The sequence below is a fragment of the Rhodovulum euryhalinum genome (assembly GCF_004342445.1).
Classification (GTDB): Bacteria; Pseudomonadota; Alphaproteobacteria; order Rhodobacterales; family Rhodobacteraceae; genus Rhodovulum; species Rhodovulum euryhalinum.
Genome location: NZ_SLWW01000006.1, coordinates 152,447 through 167,231, shown reverse-complemented (window position 1 = coordinate 167,231; position 14,785 = coordinate 152,447). Strand labels below are relative to the sequence as shown.

Below are 14,785 nucleotides of genomic sequence, written 5' to 3'. Positions count from 1 at the left end.
GGTTCCGATCGCTGCTCCGGCCATGCGCACCCCCTGGATCCGTCTCAGTTACGCGGCCTGTGCAGGCGTTCGGCATGCCAGTCGACATGCTCGCCCGCAAAGCTCGCCACGAAAAAATAGCTGTGGTCGTATCCCGGCTGCATCCGGACAATTCCGGCCTGCCGCCGCCGCGCAAGCGCAGTGGCCAGCGCTTCGGGGCGCAGCAGGTCAAGGAACTGGTCGCCGGCACCCTGGTCGATCAGAATCGCGTCCTTCCAGCCGTGCTCTTCCAGCAACAAGGTTGCATCGTAGCATGACCAGGCCGATTCGTCGTCGCCGAGATAGGCGCTCAACTGCTTCCGCCCCCAGTCGGATTGCGTCGGATTGGTGATCGGTGCAAAGGCCGACAGCGAGTCGAACTTGTCGGGATTTCTCAGCGCAAGCGTCAGCGCCCCGTGCCCGCCCATCGAGTGCCCGGTGATGCCGTGCACGTCCGCAAGCGGCAGCTTGTCCAGCACCAGTTCGCGCAGCTCGCTAAGGACATAGTCGTACATCCGGAAATGCGCGGCCCAGGGCGCGCGGGTGGCATTCACGTAGAACCCCGCCCCCTGGCCCAGATCGTAGGCCCCGTCATCGGCCACGCCTTCGCCGCGCGGCGAGGTGTCGGGGAACACGATCGCAAGCCCGTTCGCCGCGGCATGTTCCTGGAACCCAGCCTTGACCATCGCGTTCTCGTGGGTGCAGGTCAGCCCCGACAGGTACCACAGCACCGGCACCGGGCCGTCCTCGGCCTGGGGCGGCAGGTAGACGCCAAAGGTCATGTCCACCCCGCAGGCCGTCGACGGGTGGGTGCAGACCATCTGCACCCCGCCGAAACACCGGTTCTGGGAAACGACCTCCATCAGGCGGGCCTCAATACACCACGACGCTTCTGATCGACTTGCCCTCGTGCATGAGGTCGAAGCCGTGGTTGATCTCGTCCAGCGTCAGGGTGTGGGTGATCATCGGGTCGATCTCGATCTTGCCGTTCATGTACCAGTCGACGATCTTCGGCACGTCGGTCCGGCCGCGCGCGCCGCCGAACGCCGTGCCGCGCCAGACCCGGCCCGTGACCAGTTGGAACGGCCGGGTGGAAATCTCGGCCCCGGACGGCGCCACGCCGATGATGATCGACTCGCCCCAGCCCTTGTGGCAGCACTCCAGCGCGGTCCGCATCACGTTGACATTGCCGGTGCAGTCGAAGGTGTAATCCGCGCCACCCTTCGTCAGGTTCACCAGGTAGGGCACCAGGTCACCCTCGACCTCGGCGGGGTTCACGAAATCCGTCATGCCGAAGCGCTCGGCCATCTCGCGCTTGGCCGGGTTCAGGTCCACGCCCACGATCTGGTCGGCCCCGATCAGCCGCAGCCCCTGCAGAACGTTCAGGCCGATGCCGCCCAGCCCGAACACGACTGCCCGGCAGCCCGGCTCCGCCTTGGCGGTGTTGATCACCGCACCGATCCCCGTCGTCACCCCGCAGCCGATGTAGCAGACCTTGTCGAACGGCGCGTCGGGGCGGATCTTCGCCACCGCGATCTCGGGGAGCACGGTGTAGTTCGAGAAGGTCGAGCATCCCATGTAATGCAGGATCGGGTCGCCATCGAGCGTCTTGAACCGCGAGGTGCCGTCCGGCATCAGCCCTTGGCCCTGCGTCGACCGGATCGCCTGGCAGAGGTTGGTCTTGGGGTTCAGGCAGTATTCACATTCCCGACATTCGGGCGTGTAGAGCGGGATGACGTGGTCGCCCGGCTTCACGCTCTTGACGCCTTCGCCCACCTCGACCACGACGCCCGCGCCCTCATGGCCCAGGATCGCAGGAAACAACCCCTCGGGGTCGGCGCCCGAGCGGGTGAACTCGTCGGTATGGCACAGCCCGGTCGCCTTGATCTCGACCAGAACCTCGCCCGCCTTCGGGCCGGCAAGCTCGACCTCCGTCACTTCAAGTGGCTTGCCCGCCTCAAACGCAACCGCCGCACGCGTCCGCATGTTCGATATCTCCTCCCGCTTTCAGGGTCTCTTATTTTTCTTAATCGCCAGAAGTATGCGAGGGTACACCCCAGACCGGCAATTGCGACCTTGGTGGGTATTCGGCGGCGTGGACTTCGGCCCGATCCTCGGTAGACTTGGCCGTCGGGAGGAGAATCCATGTCATCACGCGCGATCACCGGGGCCGTGCTGGTCACCTTGTCCCTCGCGGCGTCCGCACCCGCCGCCGATTTCTCGGATCCGACCTGGCCCTGCATCCAGCGCAAGGTCGAGGGGCTGTCGCCGGGCATCATGTGGCCCCACCCAATCGAGGAAAGAACCTTCGCACCCGAGACCGAGGCCGCGGCCAGGGATCTGGCGGGCCGGATGGCCTTGCGCCGGATCGCGGTCGAGGATCTGCCGCCCATGGTGGCCGAGTTCACAGAGGCGCATGGCCGCGACCCTGCCCTTCTGGGCCATGTCTTCATGCTTGCCTTCGACAGGATGTCCAGCCAGCGCCGGGCGATCATGCAGGGGATCGAGGACTATTCCCTCAAGCAGATCGCACTGTCCCAGCGGATTGACGCCACCCGCGTCGAGATGGACCGGCTGATGGTGGCCGAACAACCCGATTACGACCGCGTGGACGAGCTTGAGGAACAGCTCGCCTGGGACGAACGCATCTTTACCGACCGGACGCAATCGCTGACCTATGTCTGCGAGACCCCGGTGATCCTGGAAAAGCGGCTTTATTCCATCGCGCAGATGCTGGCGGCCGCGACCGGCGGCTGAGGCTCACTCCCATTCCAGTTCGGTGAAGGCGACCGTGGCATTGCGTGCGTTGTGCTGGTCGAAAAGCTGCCAGCGGTCCCGTTCCGCAGCCGCTATCGCGGGGACCGCATCGCTCAGCCGGTCGCCGCGGTCGATCGCGGCACGGGTGTCCGCCGCCAGCACACCCAGATAGCGGCGGGTGTCCGCCCCACCGGCCGGCCAGGGCAGGACGGGACCGCCATGCCCCGGCACCACCCGCCCCTCGCCACCTTCGACCATTTCCTCCAGCGCCGCCTGCCAGCCGCGAAGCGATCCGTCCAGCGCCGGGGCATGCCCGTCGAACACCAGATCGCCCGCGAACAGGATGCCGCTGTCCCGGTCGCGCACGGTCAGGTCGGTCCCGGTATGGGCGGGCGGCCAGGCGCGCAAATCCAGCACCCGCCCGCCAAGGTCGATCGCGGCACGGTCGGCCACCACGACATCCACCGGCGCCACCGCCGTGCCGATCAACGCCCCCCGGCCGATCAATCCGGCAAGGCTTTCCAGGTAGTTTTCCTGACGGTCCGCCAACGCCCGGGCCAGCGCGGCGTGCCCCACGACCCTGGCCCCCGCCTCGGCCAGCACCGTGGCGCCGAACACGTGGTCGGGATGCATGTGGGTCAGGATCACGTGGCTGACCGGCAGGTCGGTTCGCGCCCTGACCGCGCGCCAGATCGCCTCGCCCATCCAGCGCGCGCTGCCCGTGTCGATCACCGCGACCGACCGCGTGCCGATCACCAGCCCCAGATTGGCAATGTCGCCGAGATTTTCGCGGTCGGCCTCGGCAATCCGGCCCAGATGCACCAGCACGCCCGGCGCGACCTCTTCGAACGCAAGCGCCGCCTCGGCGGGCCGGCACTCGGGCGCACCTGCCGCCACAAGGCCCGCCAGCGACTCGGCTGGCACGGGCGGGTCCGCCGCAAGCGCGGCGCGACAGCCCGCTTCGTCCAGCGCCTCGTATCCGGGCAGCAGGACAGGGCGGCACTCCTGGCCCGCCAGGGCTAGGCAAAGGGTAAGGACGGCCTCGAACATGGGCAGCGCCTTTCCGGCAAAGCTGCCACCAGACTGCACGGGCACGCAGGCGTGATCCATACCGACCATTGGCCGATGTCCTTCGGCCCGATCTTGTGGCACACTTGTCCATCTGGACCGCGTATCAGGGAGGACGCGCCCCATGAGACCCGTGATCGCCGCCGTCATCGCCGCGCTCGCCTGCGGCCCGGCCGCAGCCGACGAGCCCGCAGCCAATGCGCTGACCGACAGCTATATCTGGACCGAGCTTCGCACCGAGCTGGTGGGCGATGTCGAGATCGCGGACGGATCGGCCGTTTTCTCGGTCGAGGCGCCCTACCGCGCGAATGACGCGGCCACCGTGCCTGTCTCGATCCGCCAGACGGACCCTTCGGCAACGATCCGGGGGGCCAGGGTGGTGATCGACGAGAACCCCGCGCCGCTGGCCGCCGCGTTCACCTTCGGGCCCGGCATGGCGCCCCTGGACATGGAACTCCGCGTCCGGGTGAACCAGTATTCCAACCTGCGCGTCATCGCTGACACTGACCGCGGCCACCTGATGGCCGGCCGCTTCGTCAAGGCCTCGGGCGGCTGCTCGGCGCCTGCCACCCGCGACCCCGAACAAGCGCTCGCGGCAATGGGCCAGATGCGGCTCAAGCATTTCGGCGAAGCGCCCGCAATGTCCACCCCACGGCGCGAGGCGCAGATCATGATCCGCCACCCGAACTACTCGGGCCTCCAGCGCGACCAGGTCAGCCAGCTTTTCATCCTCGCCCATTTCATCGACCGGCTCGAGGTCTGGCAGGGCGACGAGATGCTCTTCACCATGGAGGGCGGTATCTCGATCAGCGAGAACCCGGTGTTCCGCTTCTCCTACACCGACAACGGCGCCCCGACCCTGCGGGTGCTGGCCCGCGATACCGAGGGCAACGTCTTCGAGCAGACCCTGCCGAAGGCCGGCCAGAGCTGAGCCCGCGCCGGGGCTTCTTCTTGGCCCAAATACTCCCGCCGGAGGCACGCGCGGCCGCAGGCCGCGCGCCACGCCCAACCCCGGACAAGCGGGGCTGTGCCCCGCGCGGGCCGGGGGCGGGAGCACCCCGGAACCGGTCTCAGAAACAGACAATCTCCGCCTCGGCCTGTGCGCGGCGCAGCTCCGCGACCAGTGCGGTCGCCATGGCCGACGCGCGGAAGACCGACGCCCTCTCGCCGGGGATCTGCCGCAGCGACAGCACGGTCTCGGCCTCGACATATTGGTCATAAGGGATGATCGAGGCGATCACGTCGATCGAGCAGGCGCATTTTTCCAGCACGTCGCGGCCCTGACCGTTCGTCGCCATGCAGGCAAAGACATAATCCGCGCGCGCCGCGGTGGGATAGTCGTTCAGCCGCGCCGCCACGTCATCGGCCATTGCCGCCCCGCCGGACACCGCAATCACCGCCGCGATCACGCAAACCCGTGCCCTCATTGCTCTGCCTCCAGCCGCAGGGTCGACACATAAAGCGGCGCGCCACCAGCCGGGTCGGGCACCTCGGCGCTCAGCGTGTGATACCAGCCCGGCACCTCGTCCGACATGGTCACCGTCACGGTCAGTTCGGCAAATCCCATCATCCGCGCGCGGTTCGGATTCTCCGCAAAGGGATGCAGCGTCAGCGCCTGCGCCTGCACCTCGCCCGCGCCAAAGGCCGCTTCGACCGCCTCGACCTCGGCCGGGCGGATCAGCGAGTCCTTCAGCCGGTTGCGGATGTAGAACGGGCTGCCGCCCGCTGTCCCGGCCATGTCGCGCACAACCGTCTCCATGAAATACATCACGACCGGGTTACCCACCTCGGCCGGAAACGCCCCGATCGCGCTGATCCTGTCGCCTTGGACAAAACGCAGCACCGCCCGGCGCGGATCCTCGTCGGTGAAGGTAAGCTCCACCACGCCTGTCGCAGCCTCTGCCGCCTGCGGATTGGCGCGGTTCGTCACCTCGCGGGCATAGACCAGCATCTCCGATCCCGGCACCTCGTCCAGCGTGCCGCTGCGGAACAGCATCTCATAGGTCCCGGCGCCCTCGGTATCGGCCAGCGCCGCGCCGCCCAGCATCAGCACGGCCGCCAGAACGCCCGTCAGTCTCTTGCGCATCCGGTATCCTCCCTGCGTGCCAGCCTAGCTGGCCAGCCGGTCCTGTCACGCGATACTTTCGTCGGCCATCGGCGCGGGCGCCCGGGTTTTCCAGTCGATCAGGGGCCTCAGCCGCGACAGTTGCACGGGCTTGCGCAGCACCGCGAAATCGCCTTCGAGTCCGGCCCGAACCACGTCTTCGCCCTGATCGGCGGTGATCATGATCGCAGGGATATGGATGCCGGTGGCCGCCCTCAGCGCCGCGATGGCCGCAATGCCGTTGTCCTCGCCGTCAAGCTGGTAGTCGGCCAGGATCACATCCGGCGCCATGCCGATCTCGCCCACAAGCCGCACCGCCTCGGCGGTCGACTCCGCGGCCAGCACGCTCGCCCCCCAGCTTTCCAGCTTCTGCGTGGTGGCAAACAGCACCGCGGGATCGTTCTCGACGATCAGGACGATCAGGTTCAGATCGCTCTCGTCGGCCGAAGGGTCCGGCCCCGTGACTCCGGGGCAGTCGTCCCGGGCCGGGGCCGTCGCGATCTCGATCGCGAAGACCGAGCCAAGGCCGGGTTCCGACCGGACCGACAGCCGGTGGCCAAGATGGCGGCAGGTGCGCTCGACGATCGAAAGCCCCAGCCCCATGCCCGAGCCCGGCGGCACGTTGTCGGCGCGGGTGAACTCGTCGAAGATGCGCGCCTGGTCCTTGGGCGAGATGCCGATCCCGGTGTCCCAGACCTGCAGCACCACGTGGTCGCCGCGCCGCCGGCAACCCACCAGCACGCGGCCGTGTTCGGTATACTGGATCGCGTTCACCACCAGGTTCTGAAGCGAGCGCGTCAGGTACTGCCGGTCGCTGCGCACCCAGGCCGAACACGGCACCACGTCGAGCCGCAGGCCCTTCTTCGCAGCGACCAGCGCCTGGTCCTCGACCACGGTGCGCATCACGGTTCCGAGGCAGAACTCGGTCGGCGTCAGCGCCGAGCCAGTGCTTTCCAGCCGCGACAGGTCCAGCAGCGCATGCAAGAGCGACTCCATCGAGCCGAACGACCCCGCCAGCCGATCGATCAGCACCGCCAGATCCGTGCCCGCGGCCATTTCGGACAGCGTCGAGATCAACAGTTTCGCCGCATTTATGGGCTGCAGAAGGTCATGGCTTGCCGCCGCCAGGAACCGGGTCTTGGACGACATCGCCGCCTCGACCTCTTCCTTGGCCAGCCGCAACTCCTCCTCGACGCGCACCTGTTCCTCGTGCTGCTCGCGCAGCCGCCGGTTCGCCTCGGTCAGCTCGTGGGTGCGCTCGCGCACCCGCTTTTCCAGTAGTTCGGTCGCCCGCGATTCCAGCGTCACGTCGGCGATGTCGGCCAGAAACCCGCGGTCTGGCAACAGGTGCACATGCAGGTCCAGCACCCGGCCGCTGGCATGGTGCAGCCGCTTGCGCAGCCGCCCCTCGCGGCGCAGGTCCACCGGCCAGTGGTCGCTGTCGGCCATGTCGGCCTCGGCCACCAGCCGGTTGTCGCGCACGTGGCGCAGGATCGTGGTGAACTCGGTGCCGTCCTGCACCAGGGTATAGGGCAAGCCCAGCAACTCGCGGAACCGGCCGTTGCGGATCGTCACCTCGCCCGCGCGGGAAAAGGTGCAGATGCCCAATGACATGTGATCGAAGGCCGCCTGCAGGTAATGGGCCTGCATGTCGATCAGCAGGTCCTTTTCCATCCTGTTCTTGCGGACGATGTCGGTGATCTCGGTCTGGAGAAGGATGATGTTGCCCGAGCGCGTGCGCTGCTGGCTGATCTGGAACCAGCGGTCGTGGTCCAGTTCCAGCACAAAGGCCATGCTGGCCCCGCCTGCGGGCCCCCGGATCGCATCCGCCAGGTCGCGGCAGGCCTTTTCGGGGTCGGCCAGGTGGCGGCTGGTTTGCAATGCACGGAAATAGTCCTCGACGGTCAGGCCGGGCAGGATGCGGGCCGAGATGTCGGGCAGAATCGACTGGAACAGGTCGTTGCAGACCTGCAGCCGCCCCTCGTTGAACAGCGCGAACCCGCCCTCCATCGCGTCCAGCGCCTCGGTCAGGCGGCGCTGGGTCTGCTCGCGGTCGAAGCGGGCGATTTCCAGTTCGGTCGAGGTGCGTTCCAGGTCGCGGGTCTTGGCCCAGACCTGGCCCTGCAATGCCACCGCCGACTGGAACAGCGCATAGGCCGAACCACCGACCTCGTGATGGCGGCTGGCGCGCCGGATCAGCGCGTCGATGATCCTCGACTGCCGCTCGATGGTGATTTCGGGCGGATCGTTCGGGTCGATCATCCCAGCACCCGCGGCCGTTTCTCGAAGAAGGCGACGCCAACGAAAGTCTGGTTCACATGCACCCCGCAATGCTGCTCGCCATAGGTGTTGAAGCCCAGCACCCGGCGGGCCCGCAGGATCTCGGACACCTTGCCGGTCAATTGCTTCTGCCCGATTTCCAGCTTTCTCAGCACGCAATCGAAGCCGAGGATGAAATCCGGCGGCCTGCCCGCCTCGTCGGTGACGTCGAGCCCCTCGTCCAGGGTGCGCAGGATTTCCTGGCCCTGGCCCAGCGTCAGCAACAGCCCGTCGTCGATCGCCGACAGAAAGGCAAGCGCGCCCGAGTCGGTCACCTTCTGGATCGCGCGGACATGGGTGAGGCTGTTGTTGCGGACCAAAACGGGGTGTTCGGCAAAGATCTCGGGCGACAGGTCCTCGACCGGGCAGCCGACAAGGCGGGCGTATTCCCGGGCCGCGGGGGCGCCGTTCAGTTCGAGCACCAGCCGTTCCTCGGGGATCGCGTCGGTCACCACCATAAGGTGTTCGGTCGGCAGGAAATGGTCAAAGCCGAGTCCGGTGAACGCAAGGTCGGTTTCCAGCAGGATCAACAGCGCCGCGTCGCTGTGAAAGGCGCCGTTCTGGAACACTGCCGTGCGGCGAAAGTTCAGCCCGTCCCCGGCCGAGCCGCCGAACACCGGCAGATCGTCAAGCCCCGCGGCCAGCGCGGCAACCAGCATGTCCTCCTGCTTGGACAGCCCATCGGCAAAGATCAGGGCCAGGCGGTTCCAATGCGCAGAATGTGAGAACTGCGCGGCAAGCCTGCGCGCATCGGCCGAGACCTGCTCGATCGAGCAGGGGCCCAACGGCCGGATCAGCATGCTCGCACAGCGGAAATGCGCCCGCGGGAAGGCCAGCATCATCAGCGCGTCGTCTTCATAGCCCTCGGGGGTGATCTGTCCCGCCGTGGTGCAGCCGAAGACCGGCAGCCCGGCCAGCGTCACGCGCAGCGCCTCCGCCAGCGGGTCGAGCGCCAGCCTTTCGGGCACGAAGACCAGAACAAAGCTGCTTTGCGCAAGGTCAAGCTGCGCGGCGGCCTCGCGAACCGCCTCGCCCGGGGTGTCGGCGCGGGACAATCCCACGCCCACCGCCCCGGGCCTGTCGCGCATGTCCAGCATGGCCTCGGCCCTACTGGCTGAGGAAGGCGCGGGCGTCCGCGTCGCCCAGCCCCGTTCCGATGTCGAGATTGGCACTTTCCACCAGCACCGCCGCTTGGGTGCGGTTCTGCACACCCAGCCGGCGCAACAGCGCCGTGATATGCGCCTTGACCGTGGCCTCGGCCAGCGAAAGTTCGTGCGCGATCTGCTTGTTCGGCTTGCCCGCGCAGATCAGCTTCATGATGCGGGCCTGCTGAGGGGTCAGTTCCGCGATCCGCTGACCGACCTCCTGCACCGAGGGCAGGCGCGCACCGGCCCCCGCCCCCCGGCCGGCCGCGCGATAGGCGGGCGGCAGATAGCGCCGGCCCGAGCGGATCTCGATCAACGCGATTTTCAGTTCATGTGTCTCGGCATCCTTCGGGATAAAGCCCGCCGCGCCCGCGTCCATCAGAGCATGGACGACCTCGACCGAAGTCAGCGCCGAGATCACCAGCACCGGCACATCGGGAATACGTTCCCTGAGCCGCAGAAAACCGCTGATCCCGGTCACATCGGGCAGCTTGAGATCCAGCATCACCAGGTCCGGGCTGAACCCGGGGCCCAGTTGGGCAAGCCCCTCGCCCAGCGACGTGGCACTGCGGATCGTGCTGTCGTCGAAAACATGGCGCAGCGCCATCGAAAGCGCGTCGCTGTAGAGCGGGTGATCGTCGATCACAAGGATCGAGCGGATTCGGCTGGCGGCTGGCGCAACCGGGTCGTGGTCCATCTGAAAGTCCTCCCGCAGGGAGGATAGCAAAAGAAAAAGACCGCGCGCAACGTTACCGCACACCCGGCGCCCCGCGCTGGCGAAGGCGCGCGCACCAGGTGCGCACAGACCTCAGCCGGGATTCGGCTCCGGCCCCTTTATCCGGTCCAGATACCCGCGCCCGCGACAGGCGGCGCACCGCCAGTCGGCCTCGGGCTGGCGCGCGGCAAGTTCGGCGCCGATCTCGACCTCATCGAAACCGCAGGCCCGCGCCAGCGGGTACTGGTCGGCGATCAGGTGCCCGGCGGCGCGTAGCCGCCCGCGAAAGCCCATCCGCCTGAGATCGCGCGCAAGGCTGAAGCCACGCCCGTCCGAGAACACGGGAAACGCGATCCGGATCGCGGCGATGGCGTGCAGGAGCGGCGCAAGCGCCGCCGGATCGTCCTCCGGGGCCAGATCGACCGCGCGCGGCGTGGCCTCGCCGAGTATTGCAAGCGGTACGAACCTCTCACCCGGCACGGGCACGGCAAATCCCGCATCGGTCACGATGATGCTGCCGCCGGCCCCGGTCATCCCGCCCCTCCCGCACGCAGGCGGCGCACCACGCGCCCGCCCTCGAAATGGATGCCACATTCTTCCTTGTCCCGCCCGCGCCAGCGCCCGGCCCGCGGGCTTTCGCCGGGGGCCACGGGGCTGGTGCAGGGCGTACAACCGATGGAGGGATAGCCGCGCCCGACAAGCGGGTGCCGGGGCAGCGCGTGCACCTCGATGTAACGGCGCACGTCCTCGCCCGACCAGTGCGCCAGCGGGTTGATCTTGATCCGTCCGCCCGCATCCGCCTCGACCAGCGAAAGCCCCGATCGCGCCCCGGTCTGGTGCCGCTTGCGCCCGGTGATCCAGGCGTCAAAGCCCCCAAGCGCCGCGTCGAGCGGCCGGGTCTTGCGCAGCGCGCAGCAGGCATCGGGGTCTTGCAGGTGCAGCGCCGCCTGCGGGTCGGCCGCGGCCAGCGTCTTCGGATCGGGCCGCACTGCCCGCACGTCGGTCAGGCCCAGCGCATCCGCGACCTCGCGCTGGTAGGCAAGCGTCTCGGGGAACAGCATCTCGGTGTCGAGGAACAGCACCGGCAGCCCGCGGTCGATACGCGAGACCATGTGCAACAGGACGACCGACTCGGCCCCGAAGGACGAGACCAGCGCGATGCGCCCGGCGAAATCGTCCAGCGCGCGCGCCAGAACGGCCTCGGGCGCGGCCCCCTCCAGCCGCGCGTTCAGCGCCGCCGCCTTGGCCTCGACCGGATCGAACACCGCCTCAAGCCGCATCCGTCGCCTCCCCACCCTCGTAGAGCACCTGCTGGAACGGTCCCAGCCCGACCCGGCGGAACACCTCGGCAAAGGTCTCCTCGGCATCCCGGCGCAGGTCGAGATAGGCCAGAACGATCCGCTCGACCGCGCCCACGATCTCGTCCGAGGAAAAGCCCGGCCCGGTGCGCTCGCCGATCGCCGCCGTCACGGTCGGATCGCCGCCCAGCGTCATCTGGTAGGTCTCGACGCCCGCCCGTTCCAGCCCGAGGATGCCGATATCGGCCACGTGATGATGCCCGCAGGCGTTTATGCAGCCCGAGATGTTCAGCCTGAGCGGCCCGACCTCGTGTTCCAGCTTCAACGCCTCGAACCGCAACGCGATCCGCTGCGCCACCGGGATCGAGCGTGCCGTGGCCAACGCGCAGTAGTCGAGCCCCGGGCAGGCGATGATGTCCGAGACAAGCCCCGCATTGGCCGCCGCCAGCCCCGCGCCCGCCAGCGCCTCGAAGACCGCGGGCAGGTCGGCCTTGCGCACATGGGGCAGGACCACGTTCTGGCGGTGGCTGATCCGCAGGTCGTCATGGCCATACCGCTCGGCCAGATCGGCGAGCACGCGCATCTGCGCCGCCGTGACGTCCCCCGGCACCTGCCCCGGCGTCTTGAGCGAGACGGTGACGATGGCGTGGTCCGCCCGCCGGTGCCGGGTCAGATTGGTGTCGCACCAGGCACGGAAGGCCGGGCTGCCCGGCGGGATCGTCTCGGGCCCATGGCAAGAGGCAGGCGGGGCAAAATGACCGGCAATCCCGGCCAGCATCGCCCGGTCGGCACCGCCGAACTCGGCCCGCGTCTTCACGAACCGCGCCTCGACCAGCTCGCGCAGGGTCTCAAGCCCCATCTCGTGGACGGCGATCTTGATCCGGGCCTTGTACTTGTTGTCCCGTCGCCCCAGCCGGTTGTAGACACCAAGGATTGCCTCGACATAGGGCAGCAGGTCCGCCTCGGGCAGGAAGGCGCGGATCACCCGGCCCAGCATCGGCGTCCGGCCAAGTCCGCCGCCGATACTGACCTCGAACCCGGTCTCGCCCCCCTGCCGCAGCAGCCGCAGCCCGATGTCATGGGCGCGCGTTACCGCCCTGTCCTCTTCCGCACCAGTGATCGCGATCTTGAACTTGCGCGGCAGGAACTGGAACTCGGGGTGGTCGGTGGACCATTGCCGCAAGAGTTCCGCATAGGGCCGCGGATCGGCGATCTCGTCGGCGGCGGCGCCGGCGAAAGGATCGGCGGTGACGTTGCGCACGCAGTTCCCCGAGGTCTGGATCGCGTGCATGCCCACATCGGCCAGCGCGTCCAGCATGTCGGGCACGTCGCGCAGTCTGGGCCAGTTGAACTGGATGTTCTGGCGCGTCGTGAAATGGCCATAGCCCCGGTCCCAACGGTCTGCGACCATCGCAAGCTGGCGCATCTGCCGGGAATTCAGCGTGCCATAAGGGATCGCCACCCGCAGCATGTAGGCATGCAGTTGCAGGTAGAGCCCGTTCATCAGGCGCAGCGGCTTGAACTCGTCCTCGGTCAGGCGGCCGTCGATCCGGCGTTCCACCTGGTCACGGAACTGGCGCACGCGGGCGCGGACGAAATCCTCGTCGAACTCGGCATAGGCATACATCGCTTTACCTCGGATGGGTCACTCGGCGGCACACAGGCCGGATGTCAGGATCGCGGGGCCGCGAACGCGGAGTCTCTCGCGGAACTCGACCGGGCAGGGTCCAAAGGGGCCAGGCCGGACGCCCGCGAGATAGGCGCCGACCACGCGGTTCGCCTGTGCCACGGCTGCGGCAAGCCGGGTCTCGGCAAGACCGGCCTCGCCGATCACCTCGGCGTCCGCCAGCGACCGCGACCAGTTGCCCCCGGGCGTCAGCCAGACCGGGTCGCCGTCGAACAGGTCGTTGGCGGTCACAACGACGGGCAGGACGATCCGGCTCATCTGGCGGCCTCGCTCAGCGGTGCGGAGGCCAGCGCGGCCACGGCGCGGGGGGCAAGGCCCAGCATGATGACCGCCGGGCCGCGCAGATCGGCCGCGGCCAGATCCGCGGCCATCGCGCCCAGCCGCGTGGCCACGATCCGCTCGCCCGGGCGGCCCGCGTTCTCGACCACGCTGACCGGTGTCGCGGGGTCCGCGCCATGCATCATCAGCCGCCCCTGGATGAACCGCGCCGCACGCTTGCCCATGTAGATTGCGGCCACCGCCCCCGGCCGGGCCAATGCAGCCCAGTCGTGATCGGCCAGGCCCTCGACATCCTGTCCCGTAATGACCCGCAGTTCGGAATTCCGGCCCCGGCGCGTGAGGCTTTGCCCAAGGCTTGCCGCCGCGGCCGAGGCCGCGGTGATCCCGGGCAGGATCGACCAGTCGAGCCCGGCCGCCTCGCAGGCGGCAATTTCCTCGTCCAGCCGCCCGAAGACGCCGGGATCGCCCGCCTTCAGCCGCACCACCAGCGCACCGGCCCTTGCGCGCTCCACGATCAGGCGATTGATCGCGTCTTGCGGCGTGGACGGGCCAAAGCCGGTCTTACCCGCCTCGACGATCTCGGCCTCGCGCCGGGCCAGTTCCAGAATCGGCTGCGGCACCAGCCGGTCATGGATCACCACATCGGCCGCATCCAGCGCGCGGCGGGCACGCAATGTCAGTTCGTCCGGATCGCCCGGCCCGGCACCGACGAACAGCACCCGGCCCGGCGCGGGGGCGCGGTCGAGATGGGCGTCGAGCAGCGGCGCCGCCCCGGGCGCGGCGTCGCCCGCCAGCGCCCGGTCGAACACGGCACTCCAGAACGCGCGCCGCGCGCGGCCCGGGAGCAGCGCCTCGGCCGCGGGGCGCAGCGCCTTGGCCGCCCGCAGCGCATCGCCGATGCCGGCGGGCAGGCGTTCCTCAAGCAGCGCCTTGATCTTGCGCGCCAGCACCGGCCCGGCACCCTCGGTGCCGATCGCGATCACCAGCGGATCGCGGTCGACCAGTGCGGGCGTCAGGAAGGCGCTGGCCTCGAGGTTGTCCACGATGTTGAACGGCACCCCCGCCTCGGCGGCCAGCGCGGCAACGCGGCCATCCTCGGCCGCGTCCTCGTTGGCGGCATAGACAAGCCGCAGGCCCGGCAGGTCCGCCGCACCGATTGCGCGCGGGACAAGCCTCAGGCGCCCTTCGGCGGCCCAACTGGCAATCAGGGGATCGGCGGTTTCGGCATAGACCTCGATCCGTGCCTCGGTCTTCAGCAGCAGCCGGAGTTTCGCCACCGCCGCCGCACCACCGCCCGAAACGGCGACACGCAAACCGGCGACACGCAGGAAGATCGGGAAATATTTCATCGGGCACCTCACAAGCTGCGCCCAATATAGGATAATTTCCCCCTCC

General features: G+C 68.5%; 15 protein-coding genes. 2 read left to right on the top strand and 13 right to left on the bottom strand.

Features of this window, described 5'->3' with window-relative positions; translation table 11 throughout:
* Positions 1–44 precede the first annotated feature (44 nt).
* Positions 45–881 (bottom strand): S-formylglutathione hydrolase, encoded by an 837-nt coding sequence (fghA, locus tag EV655_RS09110; protein ID WP_132544016.1) that lies wholly within the window; start codon positions 879–881, stop codon positions 45–47.
* 10 nt (positions 882–891) lie between these two features.
* Positions 892–2,004, bottom strand: coding sequence for an S-(hydroxymethyl)glutathione dehydrogenase/class III alcohol dehydrogenase (locus EV655_RS09105; protein ID WP_132544014.1), 1,113 nt, complete (start codon positions 2,002–2,004; stop codon positions 892–894).
* Positions 2,005–2,163: 159 nt separating this feature from the next.
* On the opposite strand from EV655_RS09105, the gene EV655_RS09100 reads away from it, so the two are divergent.
* Positions 2,164–2,775 carry a hypothetical protein gene (locus EV655_RS09100; RefSeq protein WP_132544012.1) on the top strand — a complete coding sequence of 204 codons (612 nt, stop codon included), beginning with the start codon at positions 2,164–2,166 and terminating at the stop codon, positions 2,773–2,775.
* Between the two features lie 3 nt (positions 2,776–2,778).
* Here EV655_RS09100 and EV655_RS09095 read toward each other — a convergent pair whose 3' ends face one another.
* Positions 2,779–3,894 (bottom strand): quinoprotein relay system zinc metallohydrolase 2, encoded by a 1,116-nt coding sequence (locus tag EV655_RS09095; protein ID WP_341540299.1) that lies wholly within the window; start codon positions 3,892–3,894, stop codon positions 2,779–2,781.
* A gap of 73 nt (positions 3,895–3,967) precedes the next feature.
* Between EV655_RS09095 and EV655_RS09090 the strand changes: the two genes are divergently transcribed.
* Positions 3,968–4,774, top strand: coding sequence for a quinoprotein dehydrogenase-associated SoxYZ-like carrier (locus EV655_RS09090; protein WP_132544010.1), 807 nt, complete (start codon positions 3,968–3,970; stop codon positions 4,772–4,774).
* A gap of 139 nt (positions 4,775–4,913) precedes the next feature.
* Here EV655_RS09090 and EV655_RS09085 read toward each other — a convergent pair whose 3' ends face one another.
* From EV655_RS09085 to cysG, 10 genes are all read right to left on the bottom strand, one after another.
* Positions 4,914–5,270, bottom strand: coding sequence for a hypothetical protein (locus EV655_RS09085; protein ID WP_132544008.1), 357 nt, complete (start codon positions 5,268–5,270; stop codon positions 4,914–4,916).
* Entirely contained in the window at positions 5,267–5,929 is a 663-nt protein-coding gene (locus EV655_RS09080) for a hypothetical protein (protein ID WP_132544006.1), read from the bottom strand. Before EV655_RS09080 ends, EV655_RS09085 begins: the two co-directional genes overlap by 4 nt.
* A gap of 45 nt (positions 5,930–5,974) precedes the next feature.
* Positions 5,975–8,209 carry a PAS-domain containing protein gene (locus EV655_RS09075; protein ID WP_132544004.1) on the bottom strand — a complete coding sequence of 745 codons (2,235 nt, stop codon included), beginning with the start codon at positions 8,207–8,209 and terminating at the stop codon, positions 5,975–5,977.
* Positions 8,206–9,354 (bottom strand): FIST N-terminal domain-containing protein, encoded by a 1,149-nt coding sequence (locus EV655_RS09070; RefSeq protein ID WP_243645039.1) that lies wholly within the window; start codon positions 9,352–9,354, stop codon positions 8,206–8,208. The genes EV655_RS09075 and EV655_RS09070 overlap by 4 nt, the downstream gene beginning before the upstream one ends.
* 19 nt (positions 9,355–9,373) lie before the next feature.
* Positions 9,374–10,108 (bottom strand): response regulator, encoded by a 735-nt coding sequence (locus tag EV655_RS09065; RefSeq protein WP_132544000.1) that lies wholly within the window; start codon positions 10,106–10,108, stop codon positions 9,374–9,376.
* A 111-nt stretch (positions 10,109–10,219) separates the two neighbouring features.
* Positions 10,220–10,660 carry a DUF934 domain-containing protein gene (locus tag EV655_RS09060; protein WP_132543998.1) on the bottom strand — a complete coding sequence of 147 codons (441 nt, stop codon included), beginning with the start codon at positions 10,658–10,660 and terminating at the stop codon, positions 10,220–10,222.
* Positions 10,657–11,406 carry a phosphoadenylyl-sulfate reductase gene (locus EV655_RS09055; RefSeq protein ID WP_132543996.1) on the bottom strand — a complete coding sequence of 250 codons (750 nt, stop codon included), beginning with the start codon at positions 11,404–11,406 and terminating at the stop codon, positions 10,657–10,659. Before EV655_RS09055 ends, EV655_RS09060 begins: the two co-directional genes overlap by 4 nt.
* Positions 11,396–13,051, bottom strand: coding sequence for a nitrite/sulfite reductase (locus EV655_RS09050; RefSeq protein ID WP_132543994.1), 1,656 nt, complete (start codon positions 13,049–13,051; stop codon positions 11,396–11,398). Before EV655_RS09050 ends, EV655_RS09055 begins: the two co-directional genes overlap by 11 nt.
* An 18-nt stretch (positions 13,052–13,069) precedes the next feature.
* Positions 13,070–13,369, bottom strand: coding sequence for a DUF2849 domain-containing protein (locus tag EV655_RS09045; protein ID WP_132543992.1), 300 nt, complete (start codon positions 13,367–13,369; stop codon positions 13,070–13,072).
* Entirely contained in the window at positions 13,366–14,739 is a 1,374-nt protein-coding gene (gene cysG, locus EV655_RS09040) for a siroheme synthase CysG (RefSeq protein WP_132543990.1), read from the bottom strand. Before cysG ends, EV655_RS09045 begins: the two co-directional genes overlap by 4 nt.
* Positions 14,740–14,785: the final 46 nt, after the last annotated feature.

Excerpts from the sequence above, each read along its gene's own strand:
- fghA (WP_132544016.1), bottom strand. The coding sequence starts at position 881 with ATGGAGGTCGTTTCCCAGAACCGGTGTTTCGGCGGGGTGCAGATGGTC.
- EV655_RS09105 (WP_132544014.1), bottom strand. The coding sequence starts at position 2,004 with ATGCGGACGCGTGCGGCGGTTGCGTTTGAGGCGGGCAAGCCACTTGAA.
- EV655_RS09100 (WP_132544012.1), top strand. The coding sequence starts at position 2,164 with ATGTCATCACGCGCGATCACCGGGGCCGTGCTGGTCACCTTGTCCCTC.
- EV655_RS09095 (WP_341540299.1), bottom strand. The coding sequence starts at position 3,894 with ATGGTCGGTATGGATCACGCCTGCGTGCCCGTGCAGTCTGGTGGCAGC.
- EV655_RS09090 (WP_132544010.1), top strand. The coding sequence starts at position 3,968 with ATGAGACCCGTGATCGCCGCCGTCATCGCCGCGCTCGCCTGCGGCCCG.
- EV655_RS09085 (WP_132544008.1), bottom strand. The coding sequence starts at position 5,270 with ATGAGGGCACGGGTTTGCGTGATCGCGGCGGTGATTGCGGTGTCCGGC.
- EV655_RS09080 (WP_132544006.1), bottom strand. The coding sequence starts at position 5,929 with ATGCGCAAGAGACTGACGGGCGTTCTGGCGGCCGTGCTGATGCTGGGC.
- EV655_RS09075 (WP_132544004.1), bottom strand. The coding sequence starts at position 8,209 with ATGATCGACCCGAACGATCCGCCCGAAATCACCATCGAGCGGCAGTCG.
- EV655_RS09070 (WP_243645039.1), bottom strand. The coding sequence starts at position 9,354 with ATGCGCGACAGGCCCGGGGCGGTGGGCGTGGGATTGTCCCGCGCCGAC.
- EV655_RS09065 (WP_132544000.1), bottom strand. The coding sequence starts at position 10,108 with ATGGACCACGACCCGGTTGCGCCAGCCGCCAGCCGAATCCGCTCGATC.
- EV655_RS09060 (WP_132543998.1), bottom strand. The coding sequence starts at position 10,660 with ATGACCGGGGCCGGCGGCAGCATCATCGTGACCGATGCGGGATTTGCC.
- EV655_RS09055 (WP_132543996.1), bottom strand. The coding sequence starts at position 11,406 with ATGCGGCTTGAGGCGGTGTTCGATCCGGTCGAGGCCAAGGCGGCGGCG.
- EV655_RS09050 (WP_132543994.1), bottom strand. The coding sequence starts at position 13,051 with ATGTATGCCTATGCCGAGTTCGACGAGGATTTCGTCCGCGCCCGCGTG.
- EV655_RS09045 (WP_132543992.1), bottom strand. The coding sequence starts at position 13,369 with ATGAGCCGGATCGTCCTGCCCGTCGTTGTGACCGCCAACGACCTGTTC.
- cysG (WP_132543990.1), bottom strand. The coding sequence starts at position 14,739 with ATGAAATATTTCCCGATCTTCCTGCGTGTCGCCGGTTTGCGTGTCGCC.